This is a genomic window from Streptomyces sp. NPDC059906 (genome assembly GCF_042730645.1).
In the GTDB taxonomy this organism is placed as follows: domain Bacteria; phylum Actinomycetota; class Actinomycetes; order Streptomycetales; family Streptomycetaceae; genus Streptomyces; species Streptomyces rubrogriseus.
Map to the genome: position 1 here is coordinate 90,400 of NZ_JBHWKU010000006.1, position 24,721 is coordinate 115,120.

23 protein-coding genes are annotated in these 24,721 nt (G+C 72.4%); 6 read left to right on the forward strand and 17 right to left on the reverse strand.

Annotation, left to right across the window (positions count from 1 at the left end):
- Nucleotides 1–159 precede the first annotated feature (159 nt).
- Entirely contained in the window at nt 160–1,005 is an 846-nt protein-coding gene (locus ACFV9J_RS11945) for a GntR family transcriptional regulator (RefSeq protein ID WP_385353070.1), read from the forward strand.
- A gap of 185 nt (nt 1,006–1,190) precedes the next feature.
- Nucleotides 1,191–2,612: a Gfo/Idh/MocA family protein gene (locus tag ACFV9J_RS11950; protein WP_385353072.1), complete on the forward strand. Its 1,422-nt coding sequence runs from the start codon at nt 1,191–1,193 to the stop codon at nt 2,610–2,612.
- A 39-nt stretch (nt 2,613–2,651) separates the two neighbouring features.
- On the opposite strand, the gene ACFV9J_RS11955 is transcribed toward ACFV9J_RS11950, so the two are convergent.
- On the reverse strand, nt 2,652–3,404 hold the full coding sequence (locus ACFV9J_RS11955; RefSeq protein ID WP_385353074.1) for a hypothetical protein: 753 nt from the start codon (nt 3,402–3,404) through the stop codon (nt 2,652–2,654).
- A 329-nt stretch (nt 3,405–3,733) separates the two neighbouring features.
- On the opposite strand from ACFV9J_RS11955, the gene ACFV9J_RS11960 reads away from it, so the two are divergent.
- Nucleotides 3,734–3,937, forward strand: a complete 204-nt coding sequence (locus ACFV9J_RS11960) for a cold-shock protein (RefSeq protein ID WP_003978336.1) — start codon at nt 3,734–3,736, stop codon at nt 3,935–3,937.
- A gap of 89 nt (nt 3,938–4,026) precedes the next feature.
- Here ACFV9J_RS11960 and ACFV9J_RS11965 read toward each other — a convergent pair whose 3' ends face one another.
- From ACFV9J_RS11965 to ACFV9J_RS11975, 3 genes are all read right to left on the reverse strand, one after another.
- Nucleotides 4,027–4,860, reverse strand: a complete 834-nt coding sequence (locus ACFV9J_RS11965) for an alpha/beta fold hydrolase (RefSeq protein ID WP_385353078.1) — start codon at nt 4,858–4,860, stop codon at nt 4,027–4,029.
- A gap of 37 nt (nt 4,861–4,897) precedes the next feature.
- The gene (locus tag ACFV9J_RS11970; RefSeq protein ID WP_385353080.1) at nt 4,898–5,713 is read right to left on the reverse strand and encodes an SAM-dependent methyltransferase; all 816 of its coding nucleotides are present in this window, start codon (nt 5,711–5,713) and stop codon (nt 4,898–4,900) included.
- Nucleotides 5,714–5,841: 128 nt separating this feature from the next.
- Nucleotides 5,842–6,750 carry an SMP-30/gluconolactonase/LRE family protein gene (locus ACFV9J_RS11975; protein ID WP_385353082.1) on the reverse strand — a complete coding sequence of 303 codons (909 nt, stop codon included), beginning with the start codon at nt 6,748–6,750 and terminating at the stop codon, nt 5,842–5,844.
- A gap of 84 nt (nt 6,751–6,834) precedes the next feature.
- On the opposite strand from ACFV9J_RS11975, the gene ACFV9J_RS11980 reads away from it, so the two are divergent.
- Nucleotides 6,835–7,272, forward strand: a complete 438-nt coding sequence (locus tag ACFV9J_RS11980; RefSeq protein ID WP_385353567.1) for an Lrp/AsnC family transcriptional regulator — start codon at nt 6,835–6,837, stop codon at nt 7,270–7,272.
- A 27-nt stretch (nt 7,273–7,299) separates the two neighbouring features.
- On the opposite strand, the gene ACFV9J_RS11985 is transcribed toward ACFV9J_RS11980, so the two are convergent.
- From ACFV9J_RS11985 to ACFV9J_RS11995, 3 genes are all read right to left on the reverse strand, one after another.
- On the reverse strand, nt 7,300–8,034 hold the full coding sequence (locus ACFV9J_RS11985; protein WP_385353084.1) for an SDR family oxidoreductase: 735 nt from the start codon (nt 8,032–8,034) through the stop codon (nt 7,300–7,302).
- Between the two features lie 224 nt (nt 8,035–8,258).
- Nucleotides 8,259–8,840, reverse strand: coding sequence for a helix-turn-helix domain-containing protein (locus tag ACFV9J_RS11990; RefSeq protein ID WP_385353086.1), 582 nt, complete (start codon nt 8,838–8,840; stop codon nt 8,259–8,261).
- A gap of 30 nt (nt 8,841–8,870) precedes the next feature.
- Nucleotides 8,871–9,455, reverse strand: a complete 585-nt coding sequence (locus ACFV9J_RS11995) for a TetR/AcrR family transcriptional regulator (protein ID WP_385353088.1) — start codon at nt 9,453–9,455, stop codon at nt 8,871–8,873.
- 136 nt (nt 9,456–9,591) lie between these two features.
- Here ACFV9J_RS11995 and ACFV9J_RS12000 point away from each other — a divergent pair, with 136 nt between their 5' ends.
- The gene (locus ACFV9J_RS12000) at nt 9,592–10,329 is read left to right on the forward strand and encodes an SDR family oxidoreductase (protein WP_385353090.1); all 738 of its coding nucleotides are present in this window, start codon (nt 9,592–9,594) and stop codon (nt 10,327–10,329) included.
- A gap of 10 nt (nt 10,330–10,339) precedes the next feature.
- Here ACFV9J_RS12000 and ACFV9J_RS12005 read toward each other — a convergent pair whose 3' ends face one another.
- From ACFV9J_RS12005 to ACFV9J_RS12050, 10 genes are all read right to left on the reverse strand, one after another.
- Nucleotides 10,340–10,702, reverse strand: a complete 363-nt coding sequence (locus ACFV9J_RS12005) for a respiratory nitrate reductase subunit gamma (protein WP_385353092.1) — start codon at nt 10,700–10,702, stop codon at nt 10,340–10,342.
- Between the two features lie 100 nt (nt 10,703–10,802).
- Nucleotides 10,803–11,984: a hypothetical protein gene (locus tag ACFV9J_RS12010; protein WP_385353094.1), complete on the reverse strand. Its 1,182-nt coding sequence runs from the start codon at nt 11,982–11,984 to the stop codon at nt 10,803–10,805.
- Entirely contained in the window at nt 11,981–12,634 is a 654-nt protein-coding gene (locus ACFV9J_RS12015) for an ankyrin repeat domain-containing protein (RefSeq protein ID WP_385353096.1), read from the reverse strand. Before ACFV9J_RS12015 ends, ACFV9J_RS12010 begins: the two co-directional genes overlap by 4 nt.
- Before the next feature lie 176 nt (nt 12,635–12,810).
- Nucleotides 12,811–13,464: a maleylpyruvate isomerase N-terminal domain-containing protein gene (locus ACFV9J_RS12020; RefSeq protein WP_385353098.1), complete on the reverse strand. Its 654-nt coding sequence runs from the start codon at nt 13,462–13,464 to the stop codon at nt 12,811–12,813.
- Nucleotides 13,465–13,553: 89 nt separating this feature from the next.
- The gene (locus ACFV9J_RS12025; RefSeq protein WP_161376279.1) at nt 13,554–14,645 is read right to left on the reverse strand and encodes an AI-2E family transporter; all 1,092 of its coding nucleotides are present in this window, start codon (nt 14,643–14,645) and stop codon (nt 13,554–13,556) included.
- 60 nt (nt 14,646–14,705) lie between these two features.
- Nucleotides 14,706–16,229: a glycerol kinase GlpK gene (glpK, locus tag ACFV9J_RS12030; RefSeq protein ID WP_385353100.1), complete on the reverse strand. Its 1,524-nt coding sequence runs from the start codon at nt 16,227–16,229 to the stop codon at nt 14,706–14,708.
- A gap of 137 nt (nt 16,230–16,366) precedes the next feature.
- Nucleotides 16,367–17,197 carry an ammonia-dependent NAD(+) synthetase gene (gene nadE / locus ACFV9J_RS12035; RefSeq protein ID WP_385353102.1) on the reverse strand — a complete coding sequence of 277 codons (831 nt, stop codon included), beginning with the start codon at nt 17,195–17,197 and terminating at the stop codon, nt 16,367–16,369.
- Between the two features lie 152 nt (nt 17,198–17,349).
- A complete protein-coding gene (locus ACFV9J_RS12040; protein WP_385353104.1) occupies nt 17,350–20,358 on the reverse strand; it encodes a family 16 glycoside hydrolase in 3,009 nt (1,002 codons plus the stop codon).
- 180 nt (nt 20,359–20,538) lie between these two features.
- Nucleotides 20,539–21,858: a DEAD/DEAH box helicase gene (locus ACFV9J_RS12045; RefSeq protein ID WP_385353106.1), complete on the reverse strand. Its 1,320-nt coding sequence runs from the start codon at nt 21,856–21,858 to the stop codon at nt 20,539–20,541.
- A gap of 227 nt (nt 21,859–22,085) precedes the next feature.
- Entirely contained in the window at nt 22,086–22,520 is a 435-nt protein-coding gene (locus tag ACFV9J_RS12050) for a PGPGW domain-containing protein (protein WP_385353569.1), read from the reverse strand.
- Between the two features lie 297 nt (nt 22,521–22,817).
- Here ACFV9J_RS12050 and ACFV9J_RS12055 point away from each other — a divergent pair, with 297 nt between their 5' ends.
- On the forward strand, nt 22,818–24,683 hold the full coding sequence (locus tag ACFV9J_RS12055) for a CocE/NonD family hydrolase (RefSeq protein WP_385353108.1): 1,866 nt from the start codon (nt 22,818–22,820) through the stop codon (nt 24,681–24,683).
- The last annotated feature ends 38 nt before the right edge of the window (nt 24,684–24,721 follow it).

Consider the following 24,721-nt stretch of genomic DNA (forward strand, 5'->3'; position numbering starts at 1 on the left):
ACCAGTCGGCGTTGGTCGAAGGTGGCATGGACCAATGAGGGCGTCAACCCCTCACGTATGTACGGGTTTTCGGCCCATCGTTCGCGGGGAGTGGCTGGTTCGCGCCCGAGGTGGACAGGTAAGCTCGGCTGACCAGCAGGCCAGTCACGGGAGTACTGCATGGAGTTCGACGCCGCCGCCTCCGGTGCGGTGCTCAAGCGGGAGCGCGTCCGAGACGCCATCCTGGAGCTCATCGAGGACCGGCGCCCCGGGGACGCGATTCCCTCGGAGCGCACCCTGTGCGCCGAACTCGGCGTGTCCCGCCCGACGTTGCGGGCGGCGGTCGACGAACTGGTGGTCGCCGGACTACTGGTGCGCGAGCACGGCCGGGGCATGTTCGTCGCCGCCGAGAAGATCACCCAGGAACTGGTCTCCGACCGCCGGGCCTTGAGTCTCCCGCCGGCCGCCGGCGCCTGGACCAGCAGGCTCCTGGAGGTCCGCACCCTGCCCGCGGGCGCCCGGGTGGGGCGCAGGCTGCGCATGTCGCCGGCCGCGCAGATCCACTACGTGGCACGTCTTCGGCTGGTCGACGGCTCGCCCATGGCCATCGAGTACCTGCACGTACCGGCCGCCCTCGTCTCGGACCTGACCAGTGAGGAACTGGAGCAGGGCGACCTGTACGAGCATCTGGGCGAGCGGCACGACGTCCGGGTCAGCGAGGCCGTGCAGTCCATCGAACCCACCGTGGTCACCCGCGCGGAGGCCGACCTGCTCGACGTACCCGAACTCTCCCCGGCGCTGCTCTTCGAGCGACTGACCACCGACACCCGGGGCCGCCCCGTGGAGTACGTGCACTCCCTCTACCGGGGCGACCGCTACCGGATCGTCTCCCGGCTCACCCTGGGCCCCCGCGACCAGGTGCCACCCCCGGGTGAGGGCCACCACCCGGGCATCCCGCCCGGGGACTTCGCCACCAAGGATCCCATCACGCTCTCGACGCGCGGGGTCGTGCAGGACGGTATGTAGCGGCACCTCACGTGCACGGAACTGCGCGAGGCTGCGCGGAAGTGCTCGGAACGGCTTTGCATCGAGCACATATTGACATGTCACGGCTGACGCCGCAGAGTCATGCCCCGAAAGTGTTCGACAGCCCGACGTTGCCCGACCGCGCCCCGACCGTGATGCGAACCGCCACGAGGAGTGTTGCCGTCATGTCCGAAACGCCCGCTGTCTCACGCCGACTGCTCCTGGGCTCCGCCGCCGCCACCGGCGCCCTCGCGACCGGCATCGGGGCCGCCGCCCCCGCCGCGTCGGCGGCCGGGCAGGCGCCCCGCCGCAGGCCCGGCCAGAAGTCGATGACCGGCGTGCCCTTCGCCGCCCACAGAACCGTCCGCGTCGCGGTCATCGGCCTCGGCAACCGGGGCGGCGGCATGATCACCGGCTGGGCGGCCGTGCCCGGCTGCACCGTGACCGCCGTCTGCGACATCCGCGCCAACCGGGCCAAGCGTGCCGCCGACCGCCTGGAGAGCAAGGGCAATCCGCGCCCCGCCGAGTACGGCGGCTCGGCCGACTCCTACGCCCGGATGCTCCGCCGCGACGACATCGACCTCGTGTACGTCGCCACGCCCTGGGAGTTCCACTACGAGCACGGCCGGGCCGCACTCCTCAGCGGCAGGCACGCCGTCGTGGAACTGCCCATCGCGACGGAGCTGCGCCAGCTGTGGGACCTCGTCGACACCTCCGAGCGCACCCGCAGGCACCTGCTCCTGTCCGAGAACTGCAACTACGGCCGCAACGAACTGGCCATGCTGAAGGCGGCGCACGACGGCCTGTTCGGAGACCTCACCAACGGCCACGGCGGCTACCTGCACGACCTGCGCGAACTCCTCTTCTCGGACACCTACTACACCGACTCCTGGCGGCGGCTGTGGCACACCCGCAGCACCGCCTCCTTCTACCCCATGCACGGTCTCGCCCCGATCGCGGCGGCCATGGACGTCAACCGCGGCGACCGCATGACCACCCTGCGCGCCACCACGACGGCCCCGAAGGGGCTGGCCGACTACCGGGCCCGCTTCGTCCCCCGGGACCACCCGTCCTGGAAGGAGACCTACATCAACGGTGACCTGGTCACCTGCATGATCGAGACGGCGAAGGGCAGGACCGTCCGGGCCGAGCACGACGTGAGTTCGCCCCGGCCCTACAGCCGGATCAACACCCTCGCCGGCAGCCGCGGCATCGTCGAGGACTACGCCGGACCCGCCCCGACCGGCGCCCGTATCTACGTCGAACCCGACCACAGCGGCCACACCTGGCGCGACTTCGAGGGCTACCGCAAGGAGTACGACCACTGGCTGTGGCAGAAGGTCGGCGACGACGCCGCGAACAACGGCGGCCACGGCGGCATGGACTACGTCCTGCAGTGGCGCACCGTCCAACTGATGCGCGCGGGGCTGGTTCCGGACATCGACGTGTACGACTCGGCCGCCTGGTGCTCGCCCGTCCCGCTCAGCGTCACGTCGCTGGCCCGGGGCGGGCGCCCCGTCGAGATCCCGGACTTCACCCGGGGTGCCTGGCGTGAGCGCAGGCCCGGCCTGGACTCGGCGCCCACCGACATGCCGCCCGTCGGCTGAGCACGACCCGCGGTCCGCACCGCCGTCCGGAAGGGCCGGCTAGCGCAGCAGGACCTCCCGCGGGCCCATGACGACCACCGGCTCCTTGTCCGGGTCCAGGGCGGTCAGCAACGCGCGCATGTGCTCCTCGCTCAGGGACACGCAGGCGTTGGTCGGTCCGTCGTGGTCCACGTGGATCCAGACCCCGCCCCCCTTGTCCTCGCCCAGGGGACGGGTCTTGTCCAGCGGGGTGGTGCCGGGCACCCGGTTGTAGTCGATGGCGACCACGTAGTCGAACGACCCCTCCAGGGGCTCGCCCAGGTACCCGGTGCCCGACACGGAGAACTCCGGGTCCTCGTCGTAGGGGAGCAGGGCGCCCGGGTCGGGCAGCCTGCCGCCGGCGTCACTGAGGCCGAAGACGCCGATGGGCGTGTGCAGGTCGCCCGCCTCGTGGTCGTCGGTCCAGCCGCGCAGGCCGTTGTGCGCGGGCCAGGGACCGGCGACGGCGCGCCAGCCCTCGGCCGGGTACTGCTCGTAGAGCACCACCTGGGCCTGGGAGGAACTCTCGGTCTCGCCGGTGACCACGAGGGCCTGCCGGGTGCCGTCCGGGAGACGCTCCCGCATGACCGGCCCGACCCCGGGCAGCGGGCGGGGGAAGGAGCGCGGGGGAGCCGGGCGCGGGGCCGCGGAACTCCCGGGTGCGTGCGCGTCCTGGGAAGGGGCGCCCGCGTGCTCCCGGGCGCAGCCGGTGGCCAGCACGCCGGTGCACATGACAGCGCCGATCACCAGGGCCAGCGCTTTCCTGACGGTCATATCGATCTCCGACTCCGTGGGTGGACTCTTCATAGCTAGACCACTTCCGGAACCGGGTTGTGCGGCCGCCTCGCGGTCTCCCCCGGATGGCGCAGCGGGACCCGCACGGCGGTGGCCGAGGACTCGGGTCGGCAACAAGGTTCCCGCTCACACCCCTTACTCACTGGTGAGGCTCGGACATGCCGTGTAGCGTCAGCAGCAGATGTCGTGGTTCGCCCAGACCGCCCGCCCAGGAGTGCGGGCGGTTTGCTGTGCAATGCCGGAGGACCAGGACGACCACCTCCGGGTTCGCGCGGTGCGAATCCGATAACGGCTGAAAGGCAAAAGGCATGGCCAGCGGAACTGTCAAGTGGTTCAACTCTGAAAAGGGCTTCGGCTTCATCGCGCAGGACGGCGGCGGCCCCGACGTCTTCGCGCACTACTCCAACATCAACGCTCAGGGCTACCGCGAGCTGCAGGAAGGCCAGGCCGTGACCTTCGACATCACCCAGGGCCAGAAGGGCCCGCAGGCGGAGAACATCACCCCCGCCTGATCGGGAGATCGCCGCGCAGGGCGGGGCTGCGGGGAACGCCAGTTTCCCGGGGCCCCGCCCTGTGGCATGTCTCCCGCGGGACGGGGCCCTCAGGGGACGCGGTGGAAGAAGTCGAGCAGGGCGGCCGTCAGCTCGGCGGGCGCGTCCTCCTGCACCAGGTGGCCCGCGTGGGCGATCGGCTCCCATCGGGAACCGGGGACGAGACCGGCCAGTTCGCGGCCCTTGGCCACGGGGATCCAGGCGTCGTCCTCGCCCCAGCAGATCAGCGTCGGGACGTCGATTCCGGTGTAGCGGTCCTGGATCTCGTCCGTGTACCGCTGATCCGCCTGGGCGATCTGCCGGTAGAAGGCCGGCTGCCCCGTTTCGCCCAGCCAGGGCTCGACCAGCCGGTCCAGGACCGCCGGGTGCAGCCCCGGACCGCCGGTGGAACCGACGTACTCGCGCACCAGCGCCCGGTGCAGCGCTTCGGGCAGCCGCTCGAAGACCTCGGCGTTCTCGCGGACCAGCCGGAAGAACGGCGACCCCCAGGGCGCCAGCGCGACCGGGTCGACCAGGGCGAGCGCCCCGTACCGGGCACCGTGCAGCAGATGCGCCCGCAGGGCGACGGCACCTCCGAAGTCGTGGGCGGCCACCAGGGGCTCCTCAAGCCCCCAGTGCTCCAGCAACTCCGCGAAGACCCGGCCCTGCGCGGCCAGGGACACGTCCTGCCCGGCGCTCTTCTCCGACACCCCGTAGCCGGGCATGTCCCAGACGAACACCTGGTGGTCGCGCCCCAGCGAGCGGGCCACCGACCGCCAGACGTACGAGGAGAAGGGCGTGCCGTGCAGCAGGACCAGGGGGCGCCCGTCCGGGGCGCCCAGCCGGTTCCAGCGGACGGTGCCCGAACCGCCGGTGAACGCTTCGGGCAACGGCCATGCGGACATGGTGCGGGTTCCTCTCGCTCCGGCGCGGCTCAGGACGTCACGGCTTGCGGGCGAGTCCGCCGTGCTCGCCGATGAGCCCGGGGTCTTCGGCGTCCGCGTCCGGGCGCCACCGGGTCACCGGGACCACGCCGGGCTCCACCAGCTCCAGCCCGTCGAAGAACGCCGTGATCTGGTCGACGGTGCGCAGGATGTACGGCGCGGCACCGCTCTCGTTGTAGCCGTCCTGGGCCCGGTCGAACTCCGGGTCGATGCCGCGCGAGCCGTCGTTGATCGAGAGGTAGCTGCCGGACGGCAGGGCGTCGACGAGCCGGGCGGCGACGGAACGTGCCCGGTCGTAGTCGGGGATGTGCCCCAGGATGTTGCTGAGGATCAGCGCGATGGGCCGGTCGAAGTCCAGCGTCCGGGCGGCCGCCTCGAGGACGGTGCCGGGGTCGAGCACGTCGGAGTCGATGTACGCGGTCGCGCCCTCGGGCGTGGAGTACAGCAGCGCGCGGGCGTGGGCGAGGACCATCGGGTCGTTGTCGACGTAGACGATCCGGCTCTCGGGCGCGATGCGCTGGGCGACCTCGTGGGTGTTGTCGGCGGTCGGCAGACCGGTGCCGATGTCGAGGAACTGCCGGATGCCCGCCTCGGCGACCAGGTGGGTGATGTTGCGACGCAGGAAGGCGCGGCTGCTGCGGGCGATGGTGACGATGCCGGGGAAGACGGCGGTGTACGCGTCGCCGGCCTGCTCGTCGACCGGGTAGTTGTCCTTCCCGCCCAGCCAGTAGTTCCAGATCCGGGCCGAGTGCGGCACGGACGTGTCGATCTTCTGCTGCGCGGTGTGGCCGGGAGTCGTCGAGGGGTCGCTCATGGGTGCGGTCCGTCTTTCAGCCGAGGCGTGGGTGCTTGCCCACAACCTACGTCGCAACGGCCCCTTTCCGTACACCGGTTAACCGACGGGCCCCGGGGCGGCCGGGTGCCGTCGGGACGGTGGCGGTCTCAGAGGCGCGGCGCCCCCGTCACCGACATCACCAGTGAGTACAGGGACGTGGTGGCCGTGATGAACAGGCGGTTGTTCTTGGGGCCGCCGAAGGCGATGTTGGAGACGGGCTCGGGCACGCGCAGGCGGCCGATGAGCGTGCCGTCGGGGTCGTAGCAGTGGACACCGTCGTGCAGGGCGGCGGCCCACAGCCGGCCCTCGTCGTCGAAGCGGATGTTGTCGAAGTGCACGTCCCCCCGGCCCTCGGCGAAGACCTTCCCGTCGGACAGCGTGCCGTCCTCCCGGACGTCGAACGCGTGGATGCGGGCGGCCCGCGAGTCGGAGACGAACAGCCGCCGCTCGTCGGGGGAGAGGAGCACGCCGTTGGGCCCGTCGAAACCGTCGGCGGCGAGCCGCACCTGCCCGGACACCGGGTCGATCCGGTACACGTTGCACGCGCCGATCTCGGATTCGGCCCGATGGCCCTCGTAGTCGCTGGTGATGCCGAAGTCCGGGTCGGAGAACCAGACGGTGCCGTCGGAGCGGACGACGGAGTCGTTCGGGCTGTTGAGCCGCCTGCCGTCGAAGCGCTCGGCCAGGACGGTCACCGTCCCGTCGGGTTCGGTACGGGTGACGCGCCGGTTGCCCTGCTCGCAGGTGACCAGGCGGCCCTGCCGGTCGAGGGTGTTGCCGTTGCTGTGGCCCGCGGGAGTGCGGAAGACGCCGACCGAGCCGGTGGCCTCGTCCCAGCGCAGGATGCGGTCGTTGGGGATGTCGCTCCAGACCAGCTGACGCCAGGCGGGGAGGTACAGCGGGCCCTCGGCCCAGCGGCAGCCGTCGTACAGGACCTCCAGCCTGTTGTCTCCGTTCGCACAGCGTCCGGTGCGGAAGCGGTCGTCCAGGATCTCGTACGGGCCGTCGGTGGACATGGTGTCCTCTCAGCGCGATGATCAGTATCTTGTTCAACGTAGCACGCACCTCACCGAATCAGATATTGTCTACGGATGAAGTCACTGGATGAGATCGACCGACGGCTGATCGCGCTGCTCCAGCAGGACGCGACCCGGCCGTACGCCGCACTGGGCGGGGAGGTGGGTCTGTCGGCGGGCGCCGCCCACGAGCGCGTCCGCAAACTGCGCGAACAGCGCGTCATCCGGTCGACCACGGTCGACGTCGACCCCGAGGCGCTCGACCGCGGTGTCCTCGCCTTCGTGCTGGTCGACTCGACGGCGTGGATGGGCGACCGGGCCGAGGACTTCGCCGCCGTGCCGGAGATCCAGGAGGCGCACGTCATCGCGGGCAGCGCGGCCGTCCTCGTGAAGGTGCGCACGGCCACCACCGAGCGGCTCCAGGACGTGCTGCGCCGCCTCTACGCGATCGACGGGGTGCGCGGGACCCAGGCGACGGTGGTCCTGGAGACCTTCTTCGAACGGCCGTTGGACGCCGGCTAGCGACCTGCCGCTGGCGCATGGGCCGTCCTACTGCGCACTGGCGGCCGGGCGCACCACGATCTCGTTCACGTCCACCTCGGCGGGCCGGGAGACGGCGAAGGCGATGGCGTCGGCGATCGCGGACGCCGGAACGGCCACCGAGCGGTAGGTCTTCATGTCCTCGCGCGCCCGCGGGTCGGAGATGGAGTCGGCCAGCTCCGACTCGGTGACGCCCGGGGAGACCACGCTGACCCGGATGTCCCCGGCCGACTCCTGGCGCAGCCCCTCGGACAGGGCGCGCACGGCGGACTTGGTCGCGCAGTAGACGGCGGCGGTCGGCACCACCTCGTACGCGCCGACCGACGCGATGTTCACGACGTGCCCGCCGCCCTGCGCCCGCATGAGCGGCAGGGCGGCCGCGATGCCGTGCAGCACCCCGCGGACGTTCACGTCGAGCATCCGGTCCCACTCGGCCACCTTCAGTTCCGAGAGCGGCGAGAGCGGCATCACGCCCGCGTTGTTGACCATGACGTCCAGCCGTCCCCAGCGCTCGACCGCGGCCGACACGAAGGCCCGTACGTCGGCGGCGTCGGTGACGTCGAGCCGTCGGAAGCCCGCGGTGCCGCCGTCCTCGGCGATCCGCGCGGCCAGCTTCTCCAGGCGCTCGGTACGGCGCGCGCCCAGGAATACCCGGTGGCCGTCGGCGGCCAGGCGCAGGGCCGTCGCCTCACCGATCCCGCTGCTCGCGCCGGTCACCAGGACGACCTTGGAGGTCTGCGTCATGACGATGTCCTTCCGATGGATGGTCCCGCATCTGCTGCGCCGAGTCTGTACGGGGCATCGGGGACGGACCAGGACGGTCCCCGCCTGGGTGCGGCACACCCCGGCAACGGGGTGCGGCACACCCCGGCAACGCGGGACGACGACGTTCGGACACAGGTGGTCCGCCGGCCTGCGGCGTGCCCGGAGTGCGGGAAGCCGGCGCGTGGGGAGGCCGGGCCGGGCGGCTAACCGATGCTCGCGGCGCCCCGTGCGGACAGTGTGCGGAGCACGTCGAAGCACTCGGCGAGCAGGGGCCGCAGCGGCCGCTCCCGGCCCCCGTCGATCCAGCGCCGGAAGGCGACCTTGAGCACGGCGATCGCCGACTCGGCGGTCAGCTCCGCCGCCGGTTCGTCCACACCGCGCCCGCGCAGCGCGTCGGCGAGCGCGCCGGACAGGGAGGCGAGCTTGATCAGCTCCCGCTCCCGCAGCTCCGCGTTGGCGTCGATGACGCCCTGCCGCAGGCCGACCAGGTCACCGCGCTCCTCGAAGACGGCCGCCGCGGCGTCGAGTGCGGCGGCCACCGCCTCCATCGGACTCGCCGCCGGCGGCGCCGCCGCGACGGCGCCCACGCACAGCTCCTCCAGCCTGCCGGACCCGGCGAAGAGGACCTCCCGCTTGTCGGCGAAGTGCCGGAAGAACGTCCGCTCCGTCAGCCCCGCACGCTTGGTGATCTCGGCCACCGGGGTCTGCTCGTAGCCGCGTTCCACGTACAGCTCCAGCGCCGCCTGCTCCAGGCGGCCGCGCGCGTTCGGCTCCCATCGACCCATGGCGCGGAGTCTACGTGAGGGCAGGCACTGTCATGCGGGGCGCGGTGCCGTGGGGCGCAGGCCGTCCAGGACGAGGTCGAGAAGGCGCTCGGCCTGCTCGCGCTGGTCGGGGTGGGACGAGGTGAGGGCGATGCCCGCGAGGGCGGCGAACATGTCGGTCGACCTGATGTCGGACCGGATCTCACCGGCCGCCGCGGCGGCGTCCATGAGGGCCGTCAGGGCGGACTGGATCAGCTGCCGGCTGTCGCCGTAGGGATCGCCGCCCGAGGCGACGACGGCCCGCAGGGCGTCAGCCATCCCGAACTTCGCGGTGGCGTAGTCGATGAAGCGGCGGGTCCACGCGCGCAGCGCCTCGGCCGGGGGCAGCTGGGCCAGCAGACCGGGCACGGAGTCGCACAGTCGCGCCACCTCGTTGCGGTACGCCGCCTCGATCAGGGCCTCGCGGGTGGGGAAGTTCCGGTAGAGGGTGCCGCTGCCGACGCCCGCCTCCTTGGCGATGCGCTCGAGGTGCGCGTCCAGCCCCTCCTCGCTGAACACCCGCACGGCGGCGGCCAGGATCCTGTCCCGGTTGCGCTGTGCGTCGGCCCTCAGCGGCCGTTTCGTGGCGTCGGACATGGGCGGCCCTCTCCTCGTCGCCGGTTGCTAAGTGGAGGCGCCCCCGCTTACGGTGGTGAAAGTGGCGGCGCCTCCACTTTCACTCTAGGGCACGAGACAGCTCTGCCCATGTCCCCGTCCGGAAGGACTGCCCAACATGTCGGGAATCGAAGGCAAGGTCGTGGCGATCACGGGTGCCAGTGGCGGCATCGGCGAGGCGAGCGCCCTCCTGCTCGCCGAGCGCGGAGCCAAGGTGGTGCTCGGGGCGCGCCGTCCGGAGCGTCTGGAGGACCTGGCCCTGCGCATCGGCAAGAACGGAGGGGAGGCGGCCTGGGCCCGTACGGACGTGACCCGCCGCGAGGACCTCGCCGCACTTGTCGCCCTGGCCCGCGAACGCTTCGGCCGGCTCGACGTCCTCGTGAGCAACGCCGGCGTCGGCCTGATCTCACCCCTGGACGAACTCCGCGTCGAGGACTGGGAGCGGATGATCGACGTCAACCTGAAGGGCGTCCTCTACGGCATCGCCGAGGCACTGCCCGTCTTCCGGGACCAGGGCTCCGGCCACTTCGTCAACATCGTCTCCACCGCCGGACTGCGCATCACCCCGCTCATGTCCGTCTACGCCGGTACGAAGAACGCGGTGCGCACCGTGTCGGAGGGGCTGCGCCAGGAGGCCGGCGACAGTCTGCGGGTCACCGTGGTCTCACCGGGATTCGTCCACACGGACTTCGCGGACGGCATCCCGGACGCCGGGGCCAGGGCCCAGATCCTCGACACCATGGACCGGATCGCGATCCCGCCGCAGGCCGTGGCCCGCGCGGTCGCCTTCGCCGTCGAGCAGCCCGACGGCGTCGACGTGGGCGACATCGTGGTCCGTCCCACCGCGCAGGACTAGCTCGTCGTCGTCATAGGTGTCCGACCGGTGCGCTCCTGACGCGCACCAGCCGGGTGAACGGCCAGGCGGCGAAGAGCAGGCAGGCGCTCGGCGCGTGCAGCCGGAAGAGCGGCGGGGCGTCGGCGATCGCCTCCGGCCGGGCCCCGAGCACGAACAGCCCGCGGAACCGGTCCGACACCGTGCCCCGGCAGTCGTAGCCGCCGCCGAAGACGTCGTGCGCGGCGGTCGCGGAGATGCCCAGCGGTATCGCTCCGGCTCCATTCGTGCGGTCACCGCGGACGGACGGCGGGGGAACCGCCCGGCGGGACGGCCGGCCCGACGGTCCGGGACCGCCGCTCGTCCGGCCGCCTCTCGCCGTTCCCTTCGGGTGCACGCCGGGTGCTGTCGGTTCGAGCGTCGCCCGGCTGGCCCGGGACGCCAGGGGCCGCTCGGCCCCGGCACGGGCCGTGCGGCCCTGGTCCCCCCACCGGTGCTCAGCCCGCGCCGGTCCCCCGGCCGCCGCCGAGGACCGCGACGGCCAGGGGCCGCTCGCCCACCGGGAGCCGGGCCACCCGGCCGGTCGCGACGTCGACGACGCTCAGGCCGTTCCAGTAACCGTCGCGGGTGAAGCCGCCCGAGACGTAGGCGGTGCGGCCGTCGGCCGAGAGGGCGACGGTCTCGTGCGGGCCGTCCAGCGGGACCACCCGTTCGTCGCCGTCGGGCGAGCGGACGGTCAGGGACGGGCCGTCGTCCTCGGACGGGTCGATCGGGCCGGTGCCCACCACGTAGAGCGTGCCGTCAGCGCCCGCGGTGACGCCGTGCTGGTGGGTGTTGGCGGTCATGTCCTCGATCCGGACCCGCCCCGTGCCGGGGTCGACCACCGCCAGGCGCTCGCCCTCGAAGGGCAGCAGCAGGGCCCCGTCGGAGGGGCGTACGGCGGTGTAGTGCGGCTTGAGCCAGGAGCCGAGGCCGCCCTCGGTGCCGTACGGGGCGACCTCGATGCGGCGCGCCGTCCAGTCGCCGGTGTCGACGACGCTCACGTCGAACGAGTCGTGGTTGGTCGCGTAGACCTGCCGCCCGTCGCGCGAGACGTCGACGTCGAAGGGACGGCGACCGACCGGGACCACCCGCGTCACCTCCCGCCGTACCGTGTCGACGACCTCCAGGGCGCCCTTGCCGCCGGGGACGTTGACCCCGACGTAGACACGGCTGCCGTCGGGGGACAGGGCGATGCCCATGCCGCCGCCCCGGTACTCGCTGGTCGTCACCGGGCCCGTGTCCGTCCGGTAGGGGACGAGGGCGGTGCGCTCGCGCGTACGGGTGTCCACGGCGGCCACTCCCTCCGCGGTCGCCACCCACGCCGTGCCGTCCTTGCCCAGCACGATCCCGTACGGCGCCGTCCCGACCCGTACCGAGCCCAGGTCGGCCGCCTCGCCCCGCCCGGCGGGGTCGACGAAGGTGACGGTGTCGGAGCCGAAGTCCGTGACCAGCAGGGCGCCTTGGGGGGTGCGTGCCGAGGTGCCGCCGGACTCGGGGGTGGGCCGGGCCGTGGTCCCGGGCGGGGCGGACACCGGGGACGCGGCCCCGTCGTCGCCGCCGTCCGACGCGCATCCGCCCAGCGTCGCGGTGACGGCGGCCAGTACGGCGAGGCGGCCCGCCAGGGAACGCCGGTTCACCGCCCGCCACCCTCCGTGCGAGGGTCGTCGCCGCCCTGCGACTCGGCCCGCCGCAGCAGGTCCGCGATGGCGCCGAAGCCTCTGCGTTCGGCGTGGGCACGGGCCGTGACACCGTCGCCGTCCGGCAGCGAGGGGTCGGCGCCCGCGGCGAGCAGGGCCGCCACGACGTCCCGGTGCGTGCGGTCGCCGTCGCCGAGGACGACCGCTTCGAGGAGCGCCGTCCAGCCGAGCCGGTTGACGTGGTCCACGTCGATGTCCGTCTCGGCGAGCACGGCGCGTACGTAGGCCACGTGGCCGCGTTCGCTCGCCGGGATGACCGAGACGCCGCCGAAGCGGTTGGTCAGCGTGACGTCCGGGCCGCCGGGCAGCAGCGCCCGCATCATCGCGACGCTGCCCGTGACCCCGGTGACCAGCCACGCGCTGTCGTCCCGCGCGTCCTGCGCGTTGACGTCCGCACCGGCCGCGACCAGGACTTCGGCGACCTCGACCCGGTCGGCCAGGGCCGCCAGGAGCAGCGGCGTGCGGCCCTGTTCGTCGCGCAGTTCCCGGTCGGCGCCGGCCCGCAGCGCGGCCCGGGCGGCATCGGCGTCGCCGCGGCGAACGGCGTCCGACAGGGCGAGGTCGGCGGGGGTGGGTGGCTCGGCGGTCATGGTGGGACGGCTCCACGGTGTCGGGGACGTGTTCCTCCAGCCTGGACCCGCGAGGCGTCGGCAGGCGTCGACGCACCGGCTCCTCTCCACCTGCCGGACGGACGACGACCCTGTCGTCCGATCGGACGACCCGCCGGACCACTCCCGGGCCCTTCCGGCGGGCCCGGACATGCCGGTCAGCCGACCGGAAACGGGAGCCGCGCCGCCAACTCGCCCAGCGCGGCCGTCTCCGCGGCGGTCGGCGTCCGTCGTCCGGTGCCGATCAGCAGCGCGTCCCGGTCGGTGAACGCGGTGGGGAACGCCGTACCGACGACCCCTTCCAGCAGCTCCCGCGAGCGCCTGAGCCCCGCCGCGGGCGGCGGCGCCGCCTCCGGGAGGTGTGCGATCAGGTCGAGGTGGTGCAGGGACCACTCCAGTACGTACGCGGAGAGGTAGTCGCCCGCCGTGAGCACCTGGCCCTGCGTGCCGACCCGGCCCGCGGGGTCCGCGAGCGCGGCGGCGCGCCCGGCGGCTGAACCGACGTCGTCCAGATGGAACTTGAGCAGCCCCGGCTGCTCGTAGGCGGCGGCCAGGCGGACGATCAGCGCGTCGAGCGGGTCGTCCCCGGTCGGGGGTTCGACGACCTGCCAGTAGGTCACCGCGTCCCGGGTCGGTTCCTCGGCGGTCGGGGTGGCCAGGGTGATCAGGACGTCCTGGGCGTCGACCACCAGATGGCACACCAGGTCACGGACGAGCCAGCCGGCGCAGCCGGACGGCCGGGCGAAGTCCTCGTCCAAGAGGTCGGCGACCGCGGCCAGCAGGGCCGACCAGGAACGGGAGAAGAGATCCACGTCCGCCAGCCAACACCACCGCCCGCCCGGCCGCGACCCAATTCGCGCGAGGGGCCCGTCATTGACACGAGGGAGCCCGTCGGTCGGACTCAGCCGTCGGCGGTCGCGGCCGCCTCGGGCGGGTCGGCCAACTGCTCGCGCACGTAGTTCCACACCACCGCGATCAGCGCGGCGAGGGGTACGGCGAGCAGGCTGCCCACGATCCCGGACAGGCTGCCGCCCAGCGTCACCGCCAGGAGGATCACCGCCGCGTGCAGACCGAGGCCCCGGCTCTGGAGGATGGGCTGGAAGACGTTGCCCTCCAACTGCTGCACCACCACGATGATCGCGAGCACGATGAGCGCGTCCGTCAGGCCGTTGGACACCAGGGCGATCAGCACGGCCACGAAGCCCGCGAACAGGGCGCCCACGATGGGCACGAACGCGGACACGAAGGTCAGGACCGCCAGCGGCAGCACCAGCGGCACGTCCAGGATCCACAGGCCGAGGCCGATGAACACGGCGTCGAGCAGCCCCACCAGGGCCTGCGACCGGACGAAGGAGCCCAGGGTCTCCCAGCCCCGCAGGGCGACGACCGGGACGTCGGTGGCCAGCCGGCCGGGCAACTGGCGGGCCAGCCAGGGCAGGAACCGCGGCCCGTCCTTGAGGAAGAAGAACATCAGGAACACGCCCAGAACGGCCGTGATCAGGCCGTTGACCACCGCGCCCACGCCCGTCGCCACGGCGGTGGTGATGCTGCCGACGCTGTCCTGGACGCGTGCCACCGCTGAGTCCATCGCACCGGTGATCTCGTCGTCACCGATGTTCAGCGGCGGCCCCGCGGCCCACTCGCGCAGCCGCTGGATGCCCTCGACCACGCCGTCGGTCAACTCGTCCGTCTGGGAGGACATCGGCACGGCGATCAGTGCCACGATGCCCAGGACGACCAGCAGGAAGGCCACCGTCACCACCGCGGCGGCCAGCGCCGGACGCCACCCGTGCCGCCGCAGGAAGCGGGCCGGGGGCCACGTCAACGTGGTCAGGAGCAGACCGACGAGCAGCGGCCACACCACCGACCACATACGGCCGAGGACCCACAGGGTCACCGCGAGCATGACAAGTATCAGCAGCAGTTCGCCCGAGACGCGCGCGCTGGTGCGCAGCGCGGCCCGGGTCCTCGCGGCGCTCAATCCGGCAGACATGGGATCACCCTAAGGGGGCGCCCTCAGGGTGATCCCATCAGTCCCAGGTTCCTGCCGCGATCAGCTCTCCGGGACCTTGACCCAGTCGAGGGTGCGCTCCACCGCCATCTTCCAGCCCGCGTAGCCCTGCGCGCGCCGCTCCTCGGACCACTGGGGCTCCCAGCGCCTGGACTCGCTCCAGTGGGTGCGCAGTTCGTCGGTGTCCCGCCAGAATCCCGTGGCCAGCCCCGCGGCGTAGGCCGCGCCGAGGGCGGTGGTCTCCGCGACGACGGGACGGCTGACGGGGACGCCGAGGACGTCCGCCTGGATCTGCATGCACAGGTCGTTGGCCGTCACCCCGCCGTCGACCCTGAGCACGTCCAGGTGGACCGAGGAGTCCTGCTCCATGGCCACGACGACGTCGCGGCTCTGGTAGCAGATGGCCTCCAGCGTCGCCCGGGCCAGGTGCGCGTTGTCGTTGTACCGGGCGAGGCCGACGATGGCGCCCCGCGCGTCGGAGCGCCAGTACGGTGCGAACAGGCCGGAGAAGGCGGGGACGAAGTACATCCCGCCGTTGTCCTCGACGGTGCGGGCGAGTTCCTCGCTCTCCGCCGCGGTCTTGATGATCTTCATCTGGTCGCGCAGCCACTGCACCGCGGACCCGGTCACCGCGATGGAGCCCTCCAGCGCGTAGACCGGCGGGTTGTCGCCGAACTGGTAGGCCACGGTGGTCAGGAGGCCGTGCTGGGAGCGGACCAGTTCCGTGCCGGTGTTGAGGACCAGGAAGTTGCCGGTGCCGTAGGTGTTCTTGGCCTCGCCGGGCGAGAAGCAGACCTGTCCGACGGTCGCCGCGTGCTGGTCGCCCAGCACCCCCGTGATGGGTACGGCGGCGCGCAGCGGCCGGGAGGTCCGGGTCGTGCCGAACGCCTCGGGGTGCGAGGAGGGGTTGATCGTGGGCAGCATGCCGCGCGGGATGCCGAAGAAGCCCAGCAGCTCGTCGTCCCAGTCGAGCGTCTCCAGGTTCATCAGCATGGTGCGGCTCGCGTTGGTCACGTCGGTGGCGTGGATGCCGCCGTCCGGGCCGCCGGTGAGGTTCCACAGGACCCAGGAGTCGGTGTTGCCGAACACCGCGTGTCCCTGCTCCGCGGCCGCGCGGACGCCGTCGACGTTCTCCAGGATCCACTGGATCTTCCCGCCGGAGAAGTACGTCGCGGGCGGCAGCCCGGCCTTGCGGCGGATGACGTCGCCCCGGCCCGACCGCTCCAGGTTCGCCGCGATGGCGTCGGTACGGGTGTCCTGCCACACGATGGCGTTGTAGTAGGGACGGCCGGTGCGCGGGTCCCAGACCACCGTGGTCTCCCGCTGGTTGGTGATGCCGATGGCCGCCAGGTCCGTCCCCGACAGACCGCCGTTGCGCAGCGCGTTCTGCATCACCGAGTTGGTGCGCTCCCAGATCTCCACCGGGTCGTGCTCGACCCACCCGGAGCGCGGCAGGATCTGCTCGTGCTCCAGCTGGTGCTTCGCGACCTCGTTGCCACCGTGGTCGAAGATCATGAACCGGGTGCTCGTCGTTCCCTGGTCCACCGCGCCGATGAAGTCCGCCATGTTCGCTCCGCCTCTTGGGCCGGTGTCGGTCCTGGTCCGGGCATCTCCTCGGACAGACTAAGGCGGGTTCCGGCAATCCGCACATAAAGGGCGGAGCGGGGGTGCCGGCGGCGGCCGACGCCGCCACCGGCCGCCGGTCAGGGCGCGATCGGCAGCCGGCGCTTGTGGTCGGTCTGCCGGTAGCGGGTGACGATCGTCTCGAACGCCTGTTCCTTCACCGGCTTCCCCTCCAGGAAGTCGTCGATCTCCTCGTAGGTGACTCCGAGGGCGTCCTCGTCGGCCTTGCCGGGGTCGAGGGTCTCCAGGTCGGCCGTCGGCACCTTCCGGACCAGCGCGGCGGGCGCGCCCAGCGCGTCCCCGACCGCGCGCACCCGGCGCTTGGTGAGGCCCGTCAGCGGTACGACGTCGGCGGCGCCGTCGCCGAACTTGGTGAAGAAGCCGGAGACCGCCTCGGCCGCGTGGTCGGTGCCGACCACCAGGCCGCCGTGCGCCCCGGCCACCGCGTACTGCGCGATCATGCGCTGCCGGGCCTTGATGTTGCCGTGCACGAAGTCCTGGTGGTGGGGGTCCCGGAAGGCCACGTCGGCGGCGAGCAGAGCGTCGAGCGCCGCGTCGCTCGCGGGCTTGATGTCCACCGTCAGTACGTCGTCGGCCCGGATGAAGGAGAGGGCGAGCTGGGCGTCGTGCTCGTCGGCCTGGACGCCGTGTGGCAGCCGCATCGCGTAGAAACGGGCCTCGTGCCCCGCGGCGCGGGCCCGCTCCACGGCCAGCTGGCACAGCCTGCCCGCGGTGGTCGAGTCGACTCCGCCGCTGATCCCGAGCACGAGGGCGCGCAGACCGGTGGAGGTCAGCCGCTCGGCGAGGAAGGCCACCCGGCGCTCGATCTCCCGCTCGGCGTCGAAGGTCTCCGCGACCTCCAGTTCCCGGGCGATCTCCTTCTGCAGGGCGATGGACGCCGGCTCGCTCAATTCCGCTCCTCGTTCGACGGGCAGGGTGTTCCTCGATTCACCCTACCCAGAGGCGGCCGGAGCTCCGGTCCGCCCACCGGATCCGTGGAGCGGGAGGTGCGGGGCGGCCGTCGGGAACCGCCCCGCACGGCTGCGGGATGCTCCTATGGATGTCAGTCCAGCGGTTCGATCCGGATGTCGCGGAACCGGACCTTGTTCCCGTGGTCCTGCAGCCGGATCGCCCCGGCGGCCGGGGTCTCGGCCCGGCCCGCCGCGGTGGGTCCGTCGAGCGCGACGTCGTCGTGGACCGTCTCGCCGTTCCACACCACCGTCACCCGCGCGTCGGCGGTCTTGGCGCCGTTCTCGTCGAAGCGGGCGGCACGGAAGACGATGTCGTACGTCTGCCAAGTCTCCGGGGCCGTCGCCGCGTTGGTGTCGGGTGCCTTCTTCAGATAGATCGCCCCGGCCTCGTTGGTGTCGAGGGTGGTGTCGCCGTAGGAGTCTAGGATCTGCAGCTCGTAGCGGTCCTGGAGGTAGATGCCGCTGTTGCCGCGGTCCTGGCCGGTCACGTCGTCCGGCAGCAGCGGCACCCGGAACTCCACGTGCAGCCTGAAGTCCTGGTAGGCGTCCTTGGTGCGGATGTCACCGCAGCACACCTCCATCGACCGCTCCTCGGCCAGCGGCCAGGCCACCTTCCTTCCGTCCGTGTGCTGCCACTGCTGCTGCGAGGCGGCGGTGCCGTCGAACAGGGCGACCCGGGCGCCGTGCGGGCGCACGGTGATCAGGTCGAGGTTGACGTGGCCGGTGTCGCCGGGGTCGTAGCGGTAGGAGACCGTGTTGTGGCCGGCCCGCAGCCGCACGCTCTCGGTGCGGGTGGACCAGGTGTCCCAGTCCCCGGTGGACGGGAGCCGTGTCTGGCGCACCTTCTTCCCGCCCGCGTACAGGGAGAGCGACTTGGTGCCCTCGAAGGGGTTCGGGCCGTTGGAGTAGCGCAGGCCCACGTCGTAGGTGCCGGTCTTCGGGACGGTCACGTCGAACGTCGTGGTGGCCTCGCCCTCGGTGGCGTAGCGGTCGACGAAGCCGCTGCCGGAGTAGCCGACGTGGTCGGTGTTGATGCCCGCCTTCCCCGTCAGCCGCGCCTCCTCGGCCTCATACAGGGTGGCCGGCGGCGGCTGCCTGCCGGGCATCTCGTTCAGCGTGTACCAGGCCTCGGTGCTCCAGAGCGTCTCACCGGAGGCCGAGGTGAACGGGCGCGGGGAGCGCACATGCACGACGCGGTCCGGCTTCAGGCCGTCCAGCCGCAGCCGCACGGTGCGGCCGTCGTCCGAGAGCGTCGCGGACCGCACGGCCAGCTCCTCCTCGGCGATCTTCGGGCCGCCGTAGTCGCCGGTCGGCGTGTAGCGCCACTGCTGGGCCTCGTAGCGGTCGGCGAGTTCCGCGGCCGTCTCCTCGGACAGCGGCTGGGTGTACGTCAGGTCGAAGCCGCCGGGCACGGCCCGCATCTTCTGGACGTCGAAGGTGTTGCCCCCGTTCGGCGTCAGCTTCTGCAGGCCGAACTTGAGCTTGCCCTCCTGCCCCCAGTTGCCGTCGGCGCCCAGGCCGCCGGTGTAGATCGCGCCGTCGGGGCCCATGGAGACCCGGTTGACGCCCGCCTCCAGGCCCTGCGTGTAGCGGAAGACGGCACCCTGGTACTGGCCCTTCACCTTCTCCAGGTAGGCGCGCTGGAGGCCGCCGTAGGTGACGTCGCCGATCAGCATCTGGCCCGCGAACGTGCCCTTGGTGAGGTACAGCGGGGTGGAGGGCGAGTTGCCGATCTCGTTCTGCGGCAGCCACAGCACCGGCTCGGTGACGGGGGAGTCCTCGAAGGGCCCGGCGGGCTCGGTGTAGTGGTTGAAGAAGCGGTCCTGCTTGATCTGGACGAGCTTCGAGGCGGGCAGCCAGCCGCCCTGGTTGTCGGTGGCGAACAGACTGCCGCCCGGCCCCCAGCCGATGCCGTTGGGCGTGCGCAGCCCGCCCGCGATCGGGCTGATCTTCCCCGTCTTCTTGCTGATCTTGTACGTCGTCCCGCGGTTCGGCGCGGGCTGCGGGTTGGTGGTCGCGCCGCCGAGGTCGATGGCGACGGAGAGGTTGACGTAGAAGTAGCCGTCCCGGTAGAGCAGGCCGAACGCGAACTCGTGGAAGTTGCCGCCGTACGGCCAGGTGGCGATCGTGCGGTACTCGTCGGTCACGTCGTCGCCGTCGCTGTCGACCAGCCGGGTCAGCTCGTGCTTCTGCGAGACGTAGAGCGAGCCGTCCACGTACTTGATGCCCATCGGCTCGCGCAGCCCGCTCGCCACCTTCTCGACGGTGACCTTGTCGCGGCTGGTCTCACCGGTGACGTTGTCCAGGAGGTACACCTCCCCGGCAACGTTGTCGGTGCCGCCCCAGGTGCTGATCGCCAGGCGGCCGTCGGGCAACCAGTCCATGCCGGTGACCTGCGGTTCGAAGCCCTCGGGGCGCAGGTCGGTGAGGTCGAGGTCGGGGCGCACGGAGGTGAGCGGCAGACCGTCGCCGGGGGTGTCGCGCCCGGCCTCGCACTCCTTGCGGCCCGGCGCCGTCACCCGGACGACCCCGGCGTCGGTGCTCAGCGCCTCGTTGGGTACGACGGTGAACCCGCTCTCGCCCGGCGGCATCCAGGACAGCTGCAGTTGCTGGCCGCCGCCGCGGTCGAAGTGGTCGATGCGCAGCGGGTGCGCTCCCGCGGTGAGTTCGACCGTGCCGTCCTTGGGCTCCGCGCCGTGCAGCCCGTCGTGGTCGATCACCGTGGCGTCGTCGAGGATCAGCCGGGAACCGTCGTCGCTGACGAGCCGGAACACGTAGGTGCCGTCACGCGGTGCCACCAGGTAACCGGACGCCTGGGAGACGAAGTTGTCGGCGATGCCGCCGAAGTCGGCGGTGGTGGACCAGTCGACCGTCGGCATCAGCTTGTCGTGGTTGGGGGTCTGGCCCGGCTTGAGGGTGCACAGCTCGTTCAGCGGCGTCTGGACGTCGAACACGCGCAGCGTGACGCCGGGTTCCTGCGGCGGGATGCCGGCGGGGGCCGCCGAGGACGCCGGGGCGGCCCAGGCGCCGCCGAGCGCGACGGCCGACGTCAGCAGGAGGATGAGGTGTCTTCGGGCACGCGAGAACAGCCGTGGGTGCATGGGTCCTCCGGGTGGTGGGGACCGGACCGTGCCGGATGTCGCTCCGGTCTTGTGCGGCAGGACGGACGTTCCGCCGCCAAGGTAGGAGACTTCCGCTTGGCATGTCCATACTTTGTCATCAGGGTGTGCAAAGTTCCGGACGTCAAGTCCCCCTCCAGGACGGCACGTTCGCCCGCGGGATCAGCGGCCCCTGCGCACCCGGGCCGCCGCGCGCGCCTCTGCGGCCTTGCGCGCCTCGACGGCCTTGCGGGACCCCTTCGCGCCCCCGCCCGGACGGGTGCCCATCCCGCGGAAGGGGGCGTTGCCGCTCTCCTTGCCCCGCCCGGCCGGCGGGCGCTTCGCGCCGGTGAGGTCCGTCAGCTTCTGCTCGCCCGACCGCACCGGGGTCACCGTCGGCCGGATCCCGGCCTCGGACATCATCCGGTTCACCTCGCGCCGCTGGTCCGGGGTGACGAGCGTGACCACGCTCCCCGCCCGGCCGGCCCGCGCCGTACGCCCGCCGCGGTGCAGGTAGTCCTTGGCGTCGGCCGGCGGGTCGACGTTGACGACGAGGTCGAGGTCGTCGACGTGGATGCCCCGCGCCGCGACGTTGGTGGCCACCAGCGCGGTGACCCCGCCCTCGACGAACCGGGCGAGGGTGTGGGTGCGCTGCGGCTGCGACTTCCCGCTGTGCAGGGCGCCCGCGGACACCCCGGCGGCCCGCAGCTCCCGGGTGAACCGGTCGACCCCGGCCTTGGTGTCGAGGAACATCAGCACCCGGCCGTCGCGGGCGGCGATCTCGGTCGCGGTCGCGTACTTGTCGGCCGGGTGGACGGTCAGTACGTGGTGCTCCATCGTGCTCACCGAGGCCGACGCCGGGTCGACCGACACGGGGACCGGGTCGTGGAGGTGGTCCCGCACCAGCTGGTCGACGTCGCCGTCGAGGGTGGCCGAGAACAGGAGCCGCTGCCCGTCGGCGGGGACCTGGTCCAGGATCCCGGAGACCTGCGGCAGGAACCCCAGGTCGCACATCTGGTCCGCCTCGTCCAGCACCGTGATCCGCACCTGGTTCAGGTGGCAGTCCCGGCGGGAGACCAGGTCGGCCAGGCGGCCCGGCGTGGCGACGACCACTTCGGCGCCGTCGCGCAGCGCCTGGGTCTGCCGGTTGATCGACAGCCCGCCGACGACCGTGGTCAGGCGCACGCCCAGCGCCCGCGCGTAGGGCGCCAGCGCGTCGCTCACCTGCTGGGCCAGTTCCCGGGTCGACACCAGGACGAGGGCCAGCGGCCGCTTCGGCTCCGCGCGGCGGCCCGCGGTCCTGGTGAGCAGGGCGAGCCCGAAGGCCAGCGTCTTGCCGGAGCCGGTCCGCGCCCGGCCGAGGACGTCGCGCCCGGCCAGCGCCTCGGGCAGGGTCGCCGCCTGGATCGGGAACGGCTGTGTCACCCCGAGGGAGGTCATCGTCTCCACCAGCACGGGCGGCAGTCCGAGGCCGTCGAAGGATGCGGTCGGCTTCGCGTTCATGGGAGACCTTTCTGATCAGGCGCCCGGAACGCGACCGGGTCCGTACCCCTCGGTACGGACCCGGGCGCCTCAAAGCGTGGCCCCATTTTACCAGCGGGCGTCCCCCCGCCTCACGGCCGAGGGTGCGGGGCCTGCTCGTGGAGGTGGGCCCAGGTGAGCCGTTGCATCGCGGCCACTCGGCGGGGGCCCTCGTCCGGGGGAGATACACGGAACGCCGTCCCGTTTGGTCAACGCGTGCCTTCCGCAGCCGGCGGCGACCCGCGCCGCGCCGGCCGCAGCCGGCGATGGCTCCACCCGAGCAGGGCGAACAGCACGAAGCCCGAGATGATCAGACTCGCCCCGGTGGCCCATCCGGAGTACGGCAGCTCGGGCACGAGACCCCAGGCCACGCCGGCGGCGAGGAGGAACAGACCCACGAGCACGGAACCGGCGATACGCCATCGGGAGGAGACGCTCTCCTCGGCGGCACGCATCGCCCGGACACGGACCGGGGCGACGAACCGGTCCAGTGCCGGAACGGCGCGCGCCAGCAGCACCACTCCGGCGAAGACGAGCAGCAGGCCCGGCCCGGGCAGCACCAGCAGCGCGACGCCGATCAGCAGCAGGACGGCACCGAGGACACCCAGGGCGGTGCGCCGGATCGACTCGACACCCCGCGCCATGGCGCCCCACTCTCCTGCGGTCGGCAAGGACTCCGGTTCCGTCGGCGTGCCCAGCCTAGGCAGGGATCGGGGCGCGGGCGATTCCGGCGCGGCCGCGGCCGCGGAGCCGGATGCCCGGCCGGTGCGGGCCGGCTGCCGTCGTCCCGCGGGCCCGGCCGGACGCGGGTGGCCGGTCGCGTCCGTCAACGCCCGGTGTGGGAGGGGTAGTTGCGATTCGGCCCCATCGACGTGCGGGGGACTTCGCTGCTAGACCTGCACCACCCGTACCACCTGCACCCGCCTTCCAAGGAGGAGCATGTGAGACCACGTCGCGCGGTCGTCCGGACCGCCTCGGCACTCGTCGCCGCCCTCGCCCTCACCGTCGGCCTCGGGGGCCCCGCCGTCGCGGCGCACGAGGCGGAGGCCGGGCCGTCCGCCACCGGGGACGGTCCCGTCACGCACGAGGAGAACGACCGCGTCCCGGAGGGCTCGGTCTGGACCCAGCACTACTTCCCGTCCGCCGACCGCTCCGGCACCCGGCTGCACGCCGACGTCCTGCTGCCCGAAGGGCTGAAGCGCAAGGAGAAGGTGCCGGTCATCCTGTCGATCGGCCCGTACTTCGCCCACGCGGGCCAGACCGGCCCCGAGGGCTGGTCCCACACCGGCCCCTCCGCCCGCTTCCAGGACTTCGTCGAGGGCACCGACCTGTTCGACCAGGGGTACGCCTTCGTCATGGTGGACCTGCGCGGCTTCGGCGGCTCCACCGGCTGCCTGGACTGGGGCGGGCCCGGGGAACAGGCCGACGTCGAAGCCGCGATCGACTGGGCCGCGAAGCAGCCGTGGTCCACCGGCGCGGTCGGCATGTACGGCAAGTCGTACGACGCCGTCACGGGTCTCATCGGCAACAACCTGGACCAGCGGGCGCTCAAGGCCGTCGTGGCCCAGGAGCCGCTGTGGGACATGTACCCGTACATCTACTCCAACGGGGTGCCCCGCCCGAACGTCACCGGTACGGCCGGTGCCTACAACTCCATCGCCTCGATGCCCCCGATGGCGGACGACGACCCGCGGTACCGGGCCGCCGCCCGCTACGAGGAGACCCACCCGGAGTGCCTCACGGAGAACTCGGCCGGATACCGGATATCCGACCGGCGGGACGAGCACTGGGCCTCCCGTGACCTCGCGAGGATGGCCCGGGGCAGCGACACCCCGCTCTTCGTCACACAGGGCTTCGTCGAGAACAACACCAAGCCCGAGGAGATGGAGGAGTACCTCGACAACCACCGCGGCCCCGAGCGCGGCTGGCTCGGCCAGTGGGACCACGTGCGCGGCGGCGACCGGGTCGAGGACGGACGTCTGGCGATGGGCCGGGCGGGCTGGTACGACGAGACCCTCGCCTTCTACGACCAGTACCTGAAGGGGACCAGGCCGACGGTGCGTTACCCGGCCTACTCCGTCGAGGACTCCACCGGCGCCTGGCGGGCCCAGCGCACCTGGCCCGTCACCAAACGGACGGTCATGCTGCCGCTCGGCGGCGGCTCCTACGTGGACGACGGCGGGGCGTCCGCCCGTGCGGCCCTGACCGCGTCCGGCGGTCCGGCGCCGAAGGCTCCGCCGCAGCCGGCCGGCAGGTGGGACATGGAGAACGCGCCCGCGACCGAGCAGCCCGCCCCGGCGGGGCTGGCCGCGGAACTGGCGAAGCGTCAGCGCACGGGCGAGATCGCCTCCAGCTTCTTCGTGTGGTCGAAGCCGCTGAAGAGCACCGCGCGCGTCACCGGCACCCCGCGGGTGTCCCTGACGGCCCGCGGCGAGGGCAACGTCATGCTCAAGCTGTACGACGTCGCCCCCGACGGCACCGCGGTCATGTTCGACGAGCAGGTCTCCCTGGTGAGGTCCGGCCGGATGAGCGTCGACCTGAAGGCGACCGACTGGACCCTCGCCGCCGGTCACGTCCTGGCGGTGGAGATCGGTTCCATCCAGACCGGCTCCTGGCGCGACACGCCTTCCGGCGAGACCGTCGAGGTCAAGGGGGCCAGGCTCAGGCTGGCGCTGGACAACCCGGCGCACGACGTCGCCACCGCCGGTGACCGGTCGCCGTACCTGGACACGTATCTGCGCCAGTACACGGTGAGCCTGCCGGCCGGGCCGGGAACATTCTCGGTGGTTCCGGGCGGCCGGTCGTGACAAGCTGGGCTCCTGTTGTCCGAGCCCAGGAGGTCGCC